Consider the following 14980-nt stretch of genomic DNA (forward strand, 5'->3'; position numbering starts at 1 on the left):
CAGCCCTAAGCAGGGCGACGCCCACATGCAAATTAACGACCAAACTGCCAAGGACACCCCAAAAAGGTTATTAAGTTGAGGGAGCCGGGTTAGGGGCTGAAGACTACAGCTGGGCCAGCGCCTGGCGGGCTTGCACTAGCTCGGTTACCTCGTAGGCGTAGGATGTGAGGCCAACTGGCTGGCCATCTTCTTCAAAACGCTGAATAATATAGGTGAAGTAAGCGGTTTGCGGCTGGCCATCGGCCCGCTGAAAGTGCATGGGCACTTCACTAGCCTCGAAGGACTTGCCCGTGCGGTACACTTCGTCGAGGGTTGCCAGCATGCCGAGCTGCGCCAGCTCGGGCACAGCCTCGGCTACGGTACGGCCCACCAGCTCGCGGTCGCCCATGGCGGCCTGGTAGCGGGCATTCACAAACTCGTAGCGGTGCTCGGGGCCGCGCACGATGCCAATCTGGGCCGGTGCGTTCAGAAAAAGTGCGTAGAGCGCCGTGCGCTGCTGCTGGGCCAGCTGGTAGTTTTGGTACGATTGCTCGGCCAGCTCGGCCTGGTGCTCAGTAGCGTCGAGCAGTTCCTGCACCATTATTTTCTGGTCGTGGATATCGGTGGCACCGCCTACCCACATCGTGAGCCCGCCGTCGGCATCGCGGCGGGGCTGGGCCCGCGAGAGTATCCAGCGGTACTGGCCGTCGTGGCGCCGCAGACGGTACTCCACCTGGTAGGGCGTGCCCGCGGCCACCGACTGCGCCCACTGGGTGCGCACGCGCTCGCGGTCGTCGGGGTGCAGGTCGGCCAGCCACTGCTCGCCCAGCTCGTCGGCCTGTTCCTTGCCCGTAAAAGCCAGCCAGCGCGGGTTGAAATAATCACGCTGCCCATTGGCGGTGGCCGTCCAGATAAGCACCGGCAGGTTGTCCAGCACGAAGCGGGTGCGCTCCTGCTCCTCGGCCAGCCGCTGCTGCGTTTCGGCGGCGGCGCGGGCGGCGCGCAGCTGCTCGGTCACGTTTTGGGTGCGCTGCAAGATGTAGTGTAGCGTGCCATCGGCGTGCAGAATGGGGTAGTGCGTGGCCTGCCAGTAAAATTCTTCAAGGCCGCCGCCCTGCTCGGCGGACTTCTCTAAATCGTAGCGAATGAGCGGCATGGTATGCGGCTCCAGGAAGCGCCGCACGTGGTCGTGCGACTCCCGAATCTGGGCCGCGCCGCTCGCGCTGCTGGCCGGGTAGGCCTCAAAAAACGGCTTGCCCACGGCCTCTGCCCGGCTCTTAAGCGACACGGCCACGTGGCTATCGGTATTATCGAGAATAGTCGCCTCCTCGTTGGGCGCAATGAGCAGAAAATTTTCGGGCAGCGAGCGAAAAATCGATTGGTAGTCGATGGGCAGGGTAGGGGCCGACATAGAGCAGAAGTTTAGGCGGGGCGAAAATAAGCAGATAATGCGCTTTGAACGGCCGGCCTCGCCCGCCGTTGCCGCGTTTCGCCCAACTGGCCCAGCCGACGGCTCAGCGGCGGGTTTTGCTGTTTGGGTCACTTTTAGTTGAAGGCCGCTGGCCAGTCTAGGCACCTTTGAGCCAGTTATCCGCCTCAGCTACTGGCCCCATGAAAACTTCGCTACTCGCCGCCCTGCTCGCCTTCGGCCCTGCCGCCGCCACCCTGGCCCAGGCGCCTACCCCCCCCGCCGGGGCCCAAGCCGCCACGCGCCTCAGCGGCACCGTGCTCGATGCAGCGGGCCGCCCGCTGCCGGGCGCCAACGTCTTTCTGAAAACGACCTTCGACGGGGCCACGACTGACTCGCTGGGGCGGTTCAACTTTACGACCACGGCGGCGGGTACGCTGCCGCTCGTTGTCACCCTCGTGGGCTACGAAATGCAGGAAACGCCGCTGGCCCTGCCCGGCGGGCCGCTGGCCCTACCCCCCCGACGCCTGCGCGAAAGCCGGGCCTCGCTGGGCGCGGTCATGATTACGGGCGGGGCCTTCGAGGCCAGCGACGAGAAGCGGGCGGCGGTGTTCAAGCCCCTCGATATCTTGACCACGGCCGGGGCCAATGCCGACATCGCGGCTGCCCTCAACACGCTGCCCGGTACCACGCGGGTGGGCGAGGAGGGCAAGCTGTTCGTGCGCGGCGGCGCAGCTTCCGAAACCCGCACCTACCTCGATGGCCTGCCCGTGCAAAGCCCCTACGGCGGGGCCGTGAGCGGTGTGCCGGCGCGGGGCCGCTTCGCGCCGACCCTCTTCAAGGGCACGCTGTTCAGCACCGGCGGCTACTCGGCCGAGTATGGCCAGGCCCTCAGCGCCGTGGTGGGCCTGAACTCGGTGGACCTCGCGCCCGAAACCCAGACCGGCATCTCGCTGCTGAGCGTGGGCGGCAGCCTGAGCCGCAGCCAGCGCTGGGCCCGCACCTCGCTCTCGGCCAACGTGGACTACACCAACCTAGCTCCGTACTTCGGCCTCACTGCGCCCGACCAGCGCTGGGCGCAGGCCCCGCAAAGCCAGGGCGGGGCTCTGCGCCTGGCCCACCGCACCGGCGAGTACGGCATGCTGAAAGTGTATGCTACCTACGCCCGCCAGCAGGTAGCTACCCGCCAGCCCGACCCCGAAACTGCCTACGCCGCCACCGGCCGCCTCACCGACCTGCGCAACGACAACGCCTACCTCAACGCCACCTACCGCACCGCCCTGCGCCGCGGCTGGAGCCTGAGCAGCGGCCTGGCCCTGGCCCGCGAGCACAACGACGTGCGCCCCGAGCCGCAACTCATCGACGAGCGCGAGCAAACCGCCACCGCCCGCCTGGTGCTCACCAACGACTCGGCCAGCACCTGGTTCAACCTCAAGCTGGGCGCCGAGGCCACCGCCCAGCGCTACGACCTGCGCTACCAGGCCACCGCCGAGGCGCCCACCTACGCGCCCGGTTTTTTGGAAAAGCGCACCGCTGTGTTTGGCGAAAGCGACCTGAGCCTGTCGCCGCGCCTCACGGGGCGGGTAGGGCTGCGCGGCGAGTACTCGGCGCTACTGGGCCGGGCCAGCCTGGTGCCGCGCCTGGCCCTGGCCTGGCAACTGGGGGCCAATGGGCAGCTCTCGGCCATCAGCGGGCTGTTTTACCAAAACCCTACGAATGACCTGCTGCGCGTGCAGCCCCGGCTGGGCTTCGAGCAGGCGGCGCACTACATCCTCAGCTACCAGCGCACCACGGCCGGCCGCACCCTGCACGCCGAGCTGTATTATAAGGACTATCAAAAGCTGATGCGCTTCGACCGCTACAGCCCGCTCGACGCCAGCGCCTACGCCAACAGCGGCAGTGGCTACGCGCGCGGCCTGGACTTATTCTGGCGCGACCGCTACCAGACCTTCAAAAAGGTAGACTACTGGGTGAGCTACGGCCTGCTCGACACCCGCCGGCAGTATCGCGGCGACCTGGCTGCGGCCGTGCCCACCTTCGCCGCTACCCACAACCTGAGCCTGGTGGGCAAGTACTGGTTCGAAAAGCAGCACCTCCAGCTCAGCGGCACCTACAGCTACGGCAGCCCGCGCGCTTACTATGACCCCAACCAGCCCGGCTATAACCAGGGCCGCACGCCCAGCTTCCAGCAGCTCGACCTCAGCCTGAGCTACCTCACGCACCTGGCTGGGCAGTTTACCATCGTGCACCTGGCCGTGACCAACGTGCTGGGCCGCGACAACCTCTACGGCTACCGCTACGCTACCGCACCCACTGCCGGCGGCCAGTATGCCGCCGTGCCGACGCGCTCACTCACCCCGCAGATGGTAGTGGCCGCGCTCCTCATCTCCATCAATAAAAAGACGCCCGGCGACACGTCGGTAGCGCCGGACTAACGTAGCGCTGAGGCACCTCATCCCCTAGCCCCCTCTCCAAAAAAGAGGGGGAACTAGAACTAGTCTTAGCTCTAAAATTCAGGTTCTATAAAAGAGCTATTCTAAAACTAGAGTTAGTTCCCCCTCTTTTTTAGGAGAGGGGGCTAGGGGGTGAGGTGCCTTCGCGCTACATTACGCCAGCTTCTTTTTCAGCCACCGTCGCACGGGCTCGTCATAAAATTTCAGGCTGACGTAGGCCAGCGCCACGGCCACCCCGAACGTGAGTACGGCGATTGGCCAGCCCTGCTGCCCCGACACTTTGTGCGCGCTCACCCAGCCCGTGTAGATGTAGATAAGCGGGTAGTGCGTGATGTAGAGGGGGTAGGAAATGTCGCCGAAAAACTTGCTCAGCCGCGCGGCCCAGGCGCTGGCGATGTGCCCGCTGGCCCCGAGCCACACAACCAGCGGAAAGATGAAAATGATGCTGAGCGAATCGTATAAGCCATTGGCCCACAGGTGAGCGGCCCCGCCCACGCGCGGCCAGGCCAGTACCAGCACCAGCAGCAGGCTGCACCAGCCAAAGGCGTTTTTGACGTGGCCCAGCGCCGCCATGCGCGATAGCAGCAGCCCCGCAAAAAACGGGTATAGCATGCGGGTGAACCCAATGCGCAGCTGCGGCCCGGTGAGCGACCAGCCGCCGATAACGTCGCCGGTGGCGCTGGTTACGGCCAGGTGAATGAGGGCCGCGCCTGCTACCCCCACCAGCACCGCCAGCGCGGCATTGGGCAGCTTGCGCACGCCGAGCGCATACAGTAGGTTGGCGATGTATTCGAAGAACAGCGACCAGCCCGGCCCGTCGAGTGGGTGCATTTCTTCCCAGCCCCGAATATCGAGCGACAGTGGCACCGGCAGCAACGTGCACCCGATGAGCATGACCAGCAGCACTTTCCAGACCGGCACCCCCGCAATGCCCGGCCACAGCGGCGACGCCTGAAAGTAGAAGCACAGCGCCCCGACCACCATGCCCAGCACCACCATCGGCTGGAGCCGGACAAGCCGCGCCCGCACAAAGCCCCCGAGCGTGAGGCGGCCCCAGCGGTCGTCATACGCGTAGCCAATAACGAAGCCCGAGAGCAGAAAGAAGAAATCGACCGCCAGGTAGCCGTGGTTGATAACCTGGTCGAGGTGGCTGGTGGCGTGCGCCTCGCACAGGTGAAACGCCACCACCAGCAGCGCGGCCACGCCCCGCAGGCCGTCCAGGATGGCGTAGTGCGGCTTGGGGCTGAGGACGGGGGGTAAGGCTTCGGAACGTAGCTGTGCCTGCATGAGGTAGGTCGAAAAGGGTGGGACTGAGTTAAGGGTGCTGAGCAAGCGTCGGGCTGGTCAGGCAGGGGTAGGCAAATGTATACGCCCGGCAGCGGCCAACGCTTCCGCCCGTATTTCGGCGGTTTCGGGGCGCGCTCGGCACGCTTCGGCAACGGGCATTTCTGGCGGCGGGCGGGCGGCGGCACCTTTGAAGCAGCAAACCAGTCCAACCCCTACTTTCCCTTTCTGAGTCATGAAAAAAGCCCTGCTTACCCTCGCCCTCGCCGCCAGCAGCCTGGCCGCCATTGCCCAACCCACGCCCGCCGCCGCCCCCGCGCCGGCCGCCGCCAGCCCTACCCCCGCTGGCTACGCCGAGCTGCTGGGCGCCACTATTCAGGACGTAATGCACACCGGCGACGCCGCCCAGCTGCAAGCGCTGGCCGCCAAGCTGGAGCGCGCTGCCACCGTGGCCCCGGCCGACTGGCTGCCCCGCTACTACCAGGCCTATGCGCTGCTCATCAATGTATTCCAGAGCAAGGAAAACGGCGATGCCAAAGATGCCACCCTCGACCGGGCCGAGACTGCCCTGGCCCAGGCCCGCCAGCTGAAAGGCGACGAGAGCGAGCTGCTGACGCTGCAAGCGTACATCTACCAGGCGCGGCTGGGCATCTCGCCCATGTTGCGCAGCATGAAATACGCGCGGCTGGTGACTGAGCTCGTGGCCCAGGCCAAAGCCCTTAATCCTGCCAACCCCCGGCCCTACCTGGTAGGGGCCAATAATGTGTACTTCACGCCTAGCATGTTTGGGGGTGGGGCCGAGCCGGCCAAGCCCCTGTATGAGGAGGCCAAGGCCAAATTCGCCGCCTTCCAGCCGGCGAGCGCCCTGGCGCCCAGCTGGGGCCAGGGCCAGGTGCTGGGCCGCCTCCAGCAGTATGAGCTAGCCGCCACGGCCGCCAGCAAGTAGCCGCCTCCCCCCCCTTCGTCGGCGCGAAGTGGCTCGGCTACTTCGCGCCTGAAAGCGTTATTTTTATGGCCTCTTCGTTCTTTTCGCTGCCCGCCGTGCCCTCGTTTTTGCCGCCTACCCCCGTTGCCCCGCCCTACGCCGACACTGCCCCGGCCGGCACGCCCTGGGTGACTACGGTGGAGCGCTCGCAGGTGCGGGCCTTTGGGCGGGTGCTGGGCTGGATAGCGCTGGCCTGCGCCGGCACGGCGCTGCTGTTTGCGCCGCCGCCCTGGCGCGACCCAGCCGGCTACGCCCTTTCGCTCGGCATTTCCTTTTGCTACGCGGCGGGGCTGTGGTTTGCCAATGCCTACACCGCCGACTTGCTCAACCTGCGCACCGGCTGGAGCGAGCAGCCCATTCGCCGGCTGCTGGTCACAGTGGGGTGTTCGTTTCTGGCCTCGCTGCTGGTGATTGCAGTGGTGCGGGAGAGTTCTTCCGTCCTGCTTTTTCACCGCGCGCTGGGCTACTCGCTACGGCACAACTTCTGGTCCGAGTCGGCTTTTTCGCTGTTGATGACGGTGGTCGTGTCGCTCTTTATGCACTCGCGTTCGTTTTTGCTGGCCTGGCGCGAAGCCACCGTGCGGGCCGAGCGCCTGGAAAAAGAATCGGCCGTGGCCCGGCTCGATTCCCTGCGCCGGCAGGTGGACCCGCACTTTCTCTTCAACTCGCTGAACGCCCTCACCAGCCTGGTAGAAGAAAATGACCCGGCCCGCGCCGTGCGCTTCATTCGCCAGCTCAGCAGCGTGTACCGCTACGTGCTCGATAGCCAGAGCCAGGAGCTGGTGCCCTTGAGCGAGGAATTGGCCTTTGCCGAAGCCTACGTTTTTCTGCAAAAAACCCGCCTCGACGAAGCCCTGCAAGTGGAGCTGGCCCTACCCCCCCCCGCTGCGCTGGCCGGCCTCTACCTGCCGCCGCTGGCCTTGCAGCTGCTGCTCGAAAATGCCCTCAAGCACAACACCGCCTACCAGGCCGACCCGCTGCGCCTGCGCGTGGCCGTAGACGTGGCCGCCGCCACCCTCACCGTGCGCAACACCCTGCGCCCCCGCCGCCTGGCCGCCGCCGAAACCTCGGGCCGCGGCCTGGCCAACCTGCGCGCCCGCTATAGCTTCCTCACCCCGCGGCCAATGGAGGCCGGGCCGGTGGGCGGCGAGTTCGTGGTTACTTTGCCGCTGCTGGCGCTGTAAGCAGCGCGGCTGACTAGCCGCCCCGGCCCGTTGCGCTGTGAAAAAAACGACTTATTCAAACGTGTTGAAGGTGCTGGCCACCGGGCTGGTAGTGGCCGCCCTGTGGCTGCTGACGCGCCGGGCCGCCACCCCCGATACCTTCGCGGCGGTGACTGGCGCGCTGCGCCAAGCCCAGCCCGCCGACGTGGAAAGTATCACGCTCTACCCCCTGCTGCCCGATAAGCAGGGCGGCGCGGCCCGCCCGTTTCAGCTGAGCACGCCGGCCGAGATTAGCTCCTTGCTACGGGCCCTAGAGCAGCTGCGGCCCATCGCCGTCAACAAGCAGACCTTCGACCCGTTTATGCAAACTACCCTCACGGTGCGCCTCACGCCGCAGTTGGCGGAGGCTTGGCACTTGCACAGCCGCGACGTTATCTGGCGGCTGGCCAGCGCGGCCGAGGGCGCAGTAGCGCTGCGCGCCTACAGCGATACCATCTGCCAAAGCACGGCCCTCAACCAGCGCGTGGAGTTTCTGCGCGACAGCCTGGCCAGCCACTGGGCCGCCAAGTAACCCGTCATTTTATTTGCAAAATAACTACCTGATGCTCCGAGCCTTACTTGTGGAAGATGAGCCGCTGGCCGCCCGCCGCCTCACCAACCTGCTGCACAAGCAGGCCGTGCCTTTCGAGATACTCGGCCCGGCCGAGTCGGTGGCGCAGGCCGTGGCCCTGCTGCAAGCCGGCCCCGCGCCCGACGTACTCTTTCTCGATATTCACCTGGCCGATGGGCTGAGCTTTGAGCTATTTGAGCAAGTGACAATTACCTGCCCGGTCATTTTCACCACCGCCTACGACCAGTACGCCCTGCGCGCTTTCAAGGTCAACAGCGTCGATTACCTGCTCAAGCCGATTGATGAGGAAGAATTGCGCGGCGCAGTGGCCAAGCTGATGCAGCGATTAAGTACATCAGCCAGCCAAACCCCTAATTTTAGTATAAAAAGTTCGGTTTCCAGCACAAAAAGTGCTGATGTACCGGCCTTGGACGCCGCAACTTTGGCGGCGCTCATTCAGCAATTGCGCCAGCCCGCGCCCACGGCCAACTACAAAACGCAATTCGTGGTGCGCGTAGGCGAGCATCTCAAAGTGGTGCCCGTGGAGCAGGCAGCCTACTTTTTTAGCCTCGAAAAAACGACTCTGCTGCAAAGCACCGACGGCCGTAAGTACGTGGTAGACTACACGATGGAGCAGCTAGAAGGTCTACTCGACCCGGCCCGGTTCTTCCGCCTCAACCGGGCCTTCCTGGCGCAGCAATCTGCCATCGCCGACATCATTCACTACACCAATTCGCGCCTGCAAACCATCCTCAAGCCCGCCCCGCCCGAAAGCGAAGGCCCCGTGCTGGTGAGCCGCGAAAAAGTAAGCGTCTTCAAAAGTTGGCTCGATAGATAGGGGTAGGGATAAATAAGTTGGGAAGTGCGTGAAAGCTAAGCGGTTGATTCTCTTACTTCACCTCGCCTTCCCAGGCGGCCAACTCTGCCTTATGCTCGGCGGCGGCGCGGGCCAGCAGGGCGGGGGTAGGGCCGGTGCCCAGGTAAATGGTCGTGCCGCGCTCGCGGGCGTAGGGATTCGTGATTTCGCCTACTTTCTGAAACGACTGAAAGTACGGCGCCAGCGCGGCCGGGTCGCCCTCGCCCACTAGCAGCGCGTGCCGGTAGGGCCGCGCCGGCCACTGCGGAAACCAGTATAAATAGCTGCCATTGAAGCTAGTGGCGGCGGACATGGCTCGGCCCCGGTTGTAGTAGTTGATGGCGCCGGCCTGGCCGTAGTTATCACACTTGATGAGCGTGCGGGCCCGTGTCGAGTCCGGCAGGGCCTGGTAGGCGAGCCAGGTTTTATCGGCCAGCTCCTGCCAGCCCAGCATATCGGCAAAATCCTGGGGTAGGGGGTGCACCTCGCCATCTTCCCAGCGGTTGAGGCCCAGCTTTTGGTGGATAGGCCGCTGGCTGAGCTGCGCCATCGCAGCCGGCGACAGCACCGGGAAAATATCGCGTACAATGGGCGCCCATAGCAGCACGGGCAGCCCCAGCAGCGCTGCGCGCAGGCCCGGCCGGTGCGCCAGCTGCGCCTGCCACCACACCGCGCCCACCGCAAACAGCGCCGGGTAGTAGCCCAGGCCATAGTAGCTTTTGCCATGTAAGATGGTCAGAGTCAGCAACCCCACCACGTACACCAGTCCTACTATGCGGGTGGCGGCCGCGGGCCGCCCGCGCAGGGCGGCCCACAGCCCCGGCACCCATATCAGCAGCGCCGCGAAGCACAACAGCAGCTGCTCTTTCCAAAAGCCAGCGGCCGTTACGTGCACCAGCTGCGTGTCGTGCAGCAACGCCATGTGGTGCCGAAAGGGTAGGCCATGCGCTAGCTGCCAGCCCAGCGTGGGCGCGGCCACCAGCAGGGCAATGCCCGCCGCCAGCCAAATGGGCCGCCGCCCAAACGTGCGCGGTGCCACTACCAGCAGCGCCGCCAGCACGGCCGCCCCAAAAAAGAATGTCGTGTACTTGTTTAAAATACCCAGGCCCAGCACCAACCCCAGCCAATACAAGTGGCGCGGCCGGCCATCGGGCTGCATGTACCGCACCAGTAGGTAAGTGCCCAGCGTAAAGATAAATACTTCGAACGCATTGGGTTGGAAGAGCAGGTTGAGCCGCCCGTAGGCCGTGGTGAGGTAGCACACGCCCGCCAGCGCCTGCGCCCACGGCCCGCCGCCCAGCCGCCGCGCCAGCCGCACCACCACGTAAATAGTGCCGCTACCCCACAGCAGCGGCCAGAATTTCACCCAGAAAAAGCCGCCGCCCAGCGCCAGCGTCAGCCAGCTTTGCAGCGCCGTGAGGGGCGGCACCTCGATGTAGCCCCAAGCCAGGTGGTGGCCGTAGTCGAGGTAGAGGTATTCGTCGCGGTGCAGCTCGTAGGTGCCGTAGCCGGCCAGCAGCAGGCCCGATACGAACTTGAGCAGGGCGAAAAGGAGGGGTAGGCGATTTTTCAATTAGCAGTGAGCAATGAACAGTGAGTAATGAGCAATGAACCCGTCTGTCATTGCGAGCTTGCGAAGCAATCGCACCTGCACGAGTTGTGCGAGTTTAATTCGGGTGTGATTGCTTCGCAAGCTCGCAATGACAGGCGTAGTTTATCGCCTACTGCTCACTATTCTCTGCTCACTAAAAAATGTGGTCCCGCCTGCTCTCTACCCGCCGCTACCCCGACCGCCCCGCCGGGGTGCCTACCCCCGGCCGCTCGCCCTACCTGGCCGATTATGACCGGGTAGTGTTCTCCTCGGCATTCCGGCGCTTGCAGCGCAAAACCCAGGTAATGCCGCTGCCCGAAACCGATTTCGTGCACACCCGCCTCACGCACTCGCTCGAAACCGCCTGCGTGGGCCGCTCACTGGGCCGCCTCTCGGCCCGCCGCGTGCTCGAAAACGACCCCGACATTGCCCGCGAGCTGCCCGACTTTGCTCAGGACTGCGGCGACATTGTGGCGTCGGCCTGCCTGGCCCACGACATCGGCAACCCGCCCTTTGGCCATTCGGGCGAAGATGCCATTTCGGCCTACTTCGCGTCGGAAGCGGCGGCAAGGTTTAGTAAAGAGCTAAGCGCCGCCGAGCAGTTTGATTTACAGCATTTTGAAGGCAATGCGGCCGGCTTTCGCATTCTCACCCACACCTACCCGGCGCTCAGCAGCGGCTCGGGCGGCCTGGGGCTGACCTACGCCACGCTCGGCGCATTTACCAAGTACCCGCGCCCATCCATTGTCAAGGCCGACAAAAAGCAAAATGGCGCCAGTGAGAAGAAATACGGTCATTTTCAGGCCGAGAACTCCCGCTTCAAGCTCGTGGCCGAAGAGCTGGGACTACTGCCCAAAGACGCCCCGGCCGGCTTCTACCACCGCCACCCGCTGGCCTTTCTGGTTGAAGCGGCCGACGACATCTGCTACCGTATCATCGACTTCGAAGATGGCCTCAAGCTCGGCCTTATCGACCACGAGCGCGGCCTGGCCCTACTGCGCGAGCTGCGCGCCACCGCCCCCAACGCCCGCCCCAAAAGCACTGGCAGCAGCGGCCTGGAGTGGCGCGATTGGCAGGAGGAGCTGGGCTACCTGCGCGCCACGCTCATCGGCCAGCTCGTGGACGAAACCGCGACCCGCTTTGCCCAGCACGCGCCCGCCATCCTGGCCGGCACCTACGATGCCTCATTGGTGAAGGAACTGACCGGCTACGAGTTTCTGCAAGAAATCCAGCAATTAAGCGTGGACAAGCTTTACCGCTCGCGCCCGGTCCTCGAAATTGAAGCCGCCGGCTTCGAAGTGCTCGGCGGCCTGCTCGACGCTTTTCTGTGCGCCATTTTCGATTCGAAAAGCAACCATCGCTCGCGCAAGCTGCTCGACTTGCTACCCCCTCAATTCCGGGCCATCGGCCCGCAAGCCGGCGCCTCGCCCTACGAGCAAATTCTGCTGCTCACCGACTACGTGGCCGGCATGACCGACCAGCACGCGCTGAGCTTGTACAAAACGATTAAAGGGATTGAGCTGCCGAAAGGTTTCTAGACCACTGATTAGCACGAATTTTACCGGATTTCACGGATTTTGTGGACGATTGTCTTTTCAACGCCGAATTGGGTATTATGATATAGCTCAAAGGAGCCTTCCACAAAATCCGTGAAATCCGGTAAAATTCGTGCTAATCAGTGGTCTCGCTTTCGTGTAGCGCCACCATATTTTCCAGCAGCGTCTCCAGCAGCATTCGGCCCTTCCACACTGATTTCAGCTTGCCGCGAATCTGCGTCGCCGTTTGCACGAACTCAGCTTCTTCAGCCGTTTCGTGGCCTTCGAAAGCCATGAGCTTTTTCACCATATCCTCCGTCATTTCAGGGTGAAACTGGAGGCCGATAATACCGTCGCCCCGCACGTAGCCCTGCACCGCGCAACCCGCCGACATGCCCACCCGCACCGCGCCCGGCGGCACCGTAAATGTATCGACGTGCCAGTGCAGCACCGTGGCCTTGTCGGGCCAGCCGCGCAGCAGCGGGTGCGTAAGCGCTTTGGCCGCGAAGCGCACCGTCCAGAAGCCGATTTCCGGCGCTGGGTTACGACGCACCTCGCCGCCCAGCGCCTGCGCCACCAGCTGCGCGCCCAGGCAAATGGCCAGCGTGAGCTTACCCGCCCGCAGCACCTCGCGCAAAAAAGCCTTTTCCGCCACCAGCCAAGGAAATTCGGCCTCGTCGTGCACGCTCATCGCCCCGCCCAGAATCAGCAGGCCATCAAACTCGCTCAGCGCCGGAAAGGTGGGGTAGGGCTCGAACAGCCGCGTAAACGTGAGCGGGTGGCCATGCGCCGCCAGCCACTCGGCCGCGTGGCCGGGGCCTTCGTCGGGCAGGTGTTGGAGGCAATGAAAGCGCATGAAATGAGCCTAAGTGGCTAGGGACGTGACACCAATTTTCTGTCCCAAAGCAGCATCTGTTACGGTATATACCCTTTCCAGAGGAATGTACAATTGCGCTAGCTGCCGATTATCCACGTGCATTTTTTGCTGTTGCACAAATTCCGTAACGTCTTCAATGCGCGAGACTTGCTGCTTACCAAACAGTTCCAGCGCGTCGTTTTTAAGACCCAATTGTAAGGCGCGCCGGATAAGCTTGTCGCCGTAGGGATTATGGTCGGGGTCCCACTGCAGCCGCACGTTTTTGGTGGCCAACTCCTGCTTCCATACCTCAGATGATTCATAATTCCCGGCCGTAAAAGTCGAGAACACGGCTTGGATTAAAATCTCTTCAAAAGCTGTTTTATCGAGCCACAGCGCCAGTACCCGCTCCTGGTTTGCCTTACTAGCCCAGCCGCAGCGATACATCATCCACAAGAAATTAGGCTTAATCCACGACATGCGGCCGTAGCTAAAACCGCTGCCCCCTAAAAATTGGTTCTCAACGGCAAACTGCGCAATAGTAGAGTTATAAGCCTGATAAACAACTATCTGACTTGCGGTTTGATGAGCAACAATATGCTGCCCATTTGCCGGTAAGTGCTGGTGAGAAGAGTTATAAGGCTCCGTGCTGATTGTCATGGCCTACTGTGGAATGCACTCTTACTCCCATTCGATTGTAGCGGGCGGCTTGCTCGAAATATCATACACCACGCGGTTGATGCCGCGCACCTGGTTGATGATGCGGTTGCTCACGTCAGCCAGGAAGTCGTAGGGTAGGTGAGCCCAGTCGGCGGTCATGCCGTCTACGCTGGTCACGGCGCGCAGGGCTACTACGCGCTCGTAAGTGCGCTCGTCGCCCATCACGCCCACGCTTTGCACGGGTAGCAGCATGGCGCCGGCCTGCCACACCTGCTCGTAGAGGCCGCGCTCTTTCAGCAGGTTGATGAATACGGCGTCGGCGCGCTGCAGCAAGTCCACTTTTTCGGGCGTGATGTCGCCCAGGATGCGGATGCCCAGGCCGGGGCCGGGGAAGGGGTGACGGTTGAGAATCTCGCCGGGCAAGCCCAGCGCGGCGCCCACTTCGCGCACCTCATCCTTGAAGAGCATGCGCAGCGGCTCCACTATTTTGAGGTTCATCTTCTCGGGCAGGCCGCCCACGTTGTGGTGGCTCTTGATGGTCACGGCCGGCCCGCCGTGCACCGAAACCGACTCAATCACATCAGGGTAAATGGTGCCTTGGGCCAGCCAGCGCGCACCGTCCACTTTCTGCGCCTCGCGGTCGAATACCTCAATAAAGGTGCGGCCGATGGCCTTGCGCTTCTGCTCAGGGTCGCTTAGTCCCTCAAGCGCGGCATAGAACTCGGGGGCGGCCCGCACGCCGGTCACGTTCAGGCCCAGGCCCTCGTAGGCCTTCAGCACCGAGGCAAACTCATCCTGCCGCAGTAGGCCGTTATCGACAAAAATGCCGTGCAGGCGCGGGCCAATGGCGCGGTGCAGCAGCAGCGCCGCCACGCTGCTGTCTACCCCCCCCGAGAGGCCCAGAATCACCTGGTCGTCGGGGCCGATGGTCGTTTGCAGCGCCTCCACCATCGAGTCCACGAAGTGCTCAGGCGTCCAGCTTTGGCTGCAGCCGCAGATGCCCACCACGAAGTTTTCGAGCAATTGCTTGCCCTTCGTCGAGTGCGTCACCTCGGGGTGAAACTGGATGCCGTAGGTGTCCTGGCCCGGCAGCTGGTAGGCGGCCACCGCCACCTCGGGCGTGCCGGCGATTACCTTATAAGAGGGGGGTAGGGACTTAATAGTATCGCCGTGCGACATCCACACCTGCGTGTCGAGGTGCAGGCCAGTGAGCAGCGGCGAAGCCTCGTCGAGGCTCGTGAGCCGCGCCCGGCCATACTCGCGAATAGTAGCCGGCAGCACTTCGCCGCCACCCTGCTGGGCCAGCAGCTGCGCGCCATAGCAAATACCCAGCACCGGCACCCGGCCCAGAATGCCGCTCAAATCGGGGTTGGGCGAGTCGGCGTCGCGCACCGAGCAGGGCGAGCCCGAAAGAATAACGCCCCGCAGGTCGCCGGCGCTAATGCGCTCGGCCAGCTGGGGGGCGTGGGTATAGGGGTGGATTTCGCAGAAGACGTGCAGCTCGCGAATGCGCCGGGCGATGAGCTGCGTGTACTGCGAACCGAAGTCCAGAATCAGAATTTGCTCCACAGATTCAAACGGATTTAAGGAATGGCACGGA

12 protein-coding genes are annotated in these 14980 nt (G+C 63.6%); 6 read left to right on the forward strand and 6 right to left on the reverse strand.

Annotated features, from left to right (window positions below; all coding sequences use genetic code 11):
• Positions 1-103: 103 nt before the first annotated feature.
• Positions 104-1390, reverse strand: coding sequence for a PAS domain-containing protein (locus tag E4631_RS16285; protein WP_133657914.1), 1287 nt, complete (start codon positions 1388-1390; stop codon positions 104-106).
• A gap of 200 nt (positions 1391-1590) precedes the next feature.
• Between E4631_RS16285 and E4631_RS16290 the strand changes: the two genes are divergently transcribed.
• On the forward strand, positions 1591-3822 hold the full coding sequence (locus E4631_RS16290) for a TonB-dependent receptor (protein WP_133657915.1): 2232 nt from the start codon (positions 1591-1593) through the stop codon (positions 3820-3822).
• A gap of 171 nt (positions 3823-3993) precedes the next feature.
• Here E4631_RS16290 and E4631_RS16295 read toward each other — a convergent pair whose 3' ends face one another.
• On the reverse strand, positions 3994-5127 hold the full coding sequence (locus E4631_RS16295) for an acyltransferase (protein WP_133657916.1): 1134 nt from the start codon (positions 5125-5127) through the stop codon (positions 3994-3996).
• A 232-nt stretch (positions 5128-5359) separates the two neighbouring features.
• Between E4631_RS16295 and E4631_RS16300 the strand changes: the two genes are divergently transcribed.
• The 4 genes from E4631_RS16300 to E4631_RS16315 all read left to right on the forward strand — a co-directional run bounded on the left by E4631_RS16300 (position 5360) and on the right by E4631_RS16315 (position 8720).
• Entirely contained in the window at positions 5360-6070 is a 711-nt protein-coding gene (locus E4631_RS16300) for a hypothetical protein (protein WP_133657917.1), read from the forward strand.
• A 65-nt stretch (positions 6071-6135) separates the two neighbouring features.
• Entirely contained in the window at positions 6136-7293 is a 1158-nt protein-coding gene (locus E4631_RS16305) for a sensor histidine kinase (protein ID WP_133657918.1), read from the forward strand.
• Between the two features lie 37 nt (positions 7294-7330).
• Positions 7331-7843: a hypothetical protein gene (locus E4631_RS16310; RefSeq protein ID WP_133657919.1), complete on the forward strand. Its 513-nt coding sequence runs from the start codon at positions 7331-7333 to the stop codon at positions 7841-7843.
• A 31-nt stretch (positions 7844-7874) separates the two neighbouring features.
• A complete protein-coding gene (locus E4631_RS16315; protein WP_133657920.1) occupies positions 7875-8720 on the forward strand; it encodes a LytTR family DNA-binding domain-containing protein in 846 nt (281 codons plus the stop codon).
• A gap of 52 nt (positions 8721-8772) precedes the next feature.
• On the opposite strand, the gene E4631_RS16320 is transcribed toward E4631_RS16315, so the two are convergent.
• Positions 8773-10311 (reverse strand): glycosyltransferase family 39 protein, encoded by a 1539-nt coding sequence (locus tag E4631_RS16320; RefSeq protein WP_133657921.1) that lies wholly within the window; start codon positions 10309-10311, stop codon positions 8773-8775.
• A gap of 179 nt (positions 10312-10490) precedes the next feature.
• Here E4631_RS16320 and dgt point away from each other — a divergent pair, with 179 nt between their 5' ends.
• A complete protein-coding gene (dgt, locus tag E4631_RS16325; protein ID WP_133657922.1) occupies positions 10491-11867 on the forward strand; it encodes a dGTP triphosphohydrolase in 1377 nt (458 codons plus the stop codon).
• Between the two features lie 133 nt (positions 11868-12000).
• Here the strand turns inward: dgt and E4631_RS16330 are convergent, their stop codons facing one another.
• Genes E4631_RS16330 through guaA form a run of 3 tightly spaced genes read right to left on the reverse strand, consistent with a single transcriptional unit; the run spans position 12001 to position 14949 of the window.
• A complete protein-coding gene (locus tag E4631_RS16330; protein ID WP_133657923.1) occupies positions 12001-12720 on the reverse strand; it encodes a type 1 glutamine amidotransferase in 720 nt (239 codons plus the stop codon).
• A 9-nt stretch (positions 12721-12729) separates the two neighbouring features.
• On the reverse strand, positions 12730-13380 hold the full coding sequence (locus tag E4631_RS16335; RefSeq protein WP_133657924.1) for a DUF4291 domain-containing protein: 651 nt from the start codon (positions 13378-13380) through the stop codon (positions 12730-12732).
• A 21-nt stretch (positions 13381-13401) separates the two neighbouring features.
• Positions 13402-14949 carry a glutamine-hydrolyzing GMP synthase gene (gene guaA, locus E4631_RS16340; protein ID WP_133657925.1) on the reverse strand — a complete coding sequence of 516 codons (1548 nt, stop codon included), beginning with the start codon at positions 14947-14949 and terminating at the stop codon, positions 13402-13404.
• Positions 14950-14980 lie beyond the last annotated feature (31 nt).

Origin of the sequence: Hymenobacter sp. UV11 (assembly GCF_004684095.1) — a bacterium.
Taxonomy (GTDB): domain Bacteria; phylum Bacteroidota; class Bacteroidia; order Cytophagales; family Hymenobacteraceae; genus Hymenobacter.

What these genes read in the sequence shown, in the direction of transcription:
- E4631_RS16285 (WP_133657914.1), bottom strand. Translation starts at nt 1,390, where the DNA reads ATGTCGGCCCCTACCCTGCCCATCGACTACCAATCGATTTTTCGCTCG.
- E4631_RS16290 (WP_133657915.1), top strand. Translation starts at nt 1,591, where the DNA reads ATGAAAACTTCGCTACTCGCCGCCCTGCTCGCCTTCGGCCCTGCCGCC.
- E4631_RS16295 (WP_133657916.1), bottom strand. Translation starts at nt 5,127, where the DNA reads ATGCAGGCACAGCTACGTTCCGAAGCCTTACCCCCCGTCCTCAGCCCC.
- E4631_RS16300 (WP_133657917.1), top strand. Translation starts at nt 5,360, where the DNA reads ATGAAAAAAGCCCTGCTTACCCTCGCCCTCGCCGCCAGCAGCCTGGCC.
- E4631_RS16305 (WP_133657918.1), top strand. Translation starts at nt 6,136, where the DNA reads ATGGCCTCTTCGTTCTTTTCGCTGCCCGCCGTGCCCTCGTTTTTGCCG.
- E4631_RS16315 (WP_133657920.1), top strand. Translation starts at nt 7,875, where the DNA reads ATGCTCCGAGCCTTACTTGTGGAAGATGAGCCGCTGGCCGCCCGCCGC.
- dgt (WP_133657922.1), top strand. Translation starts at nt 10,491, where the DNA reads ATGTGGTCCCGCCTGCTCTCTACCCGCCGCTACCCCGACCGCCCCGCC.
- E4631_RS16330 (WP_133657923.1), bottom strand. Translation starts at nt 12,720, where the DNA reads ATGCGCTTTCATTGCCTCCAACACCTGCCCGACGAAGGCCCCGGCCAC.
- E4631_RS16335 (WP_133657924.1), bottom strand. Translation starts at nt 13,380, where the DNA reads ATGACAATCAGCACGGAGCCTTATAACTCTTCTCACCAGCACTTACCG.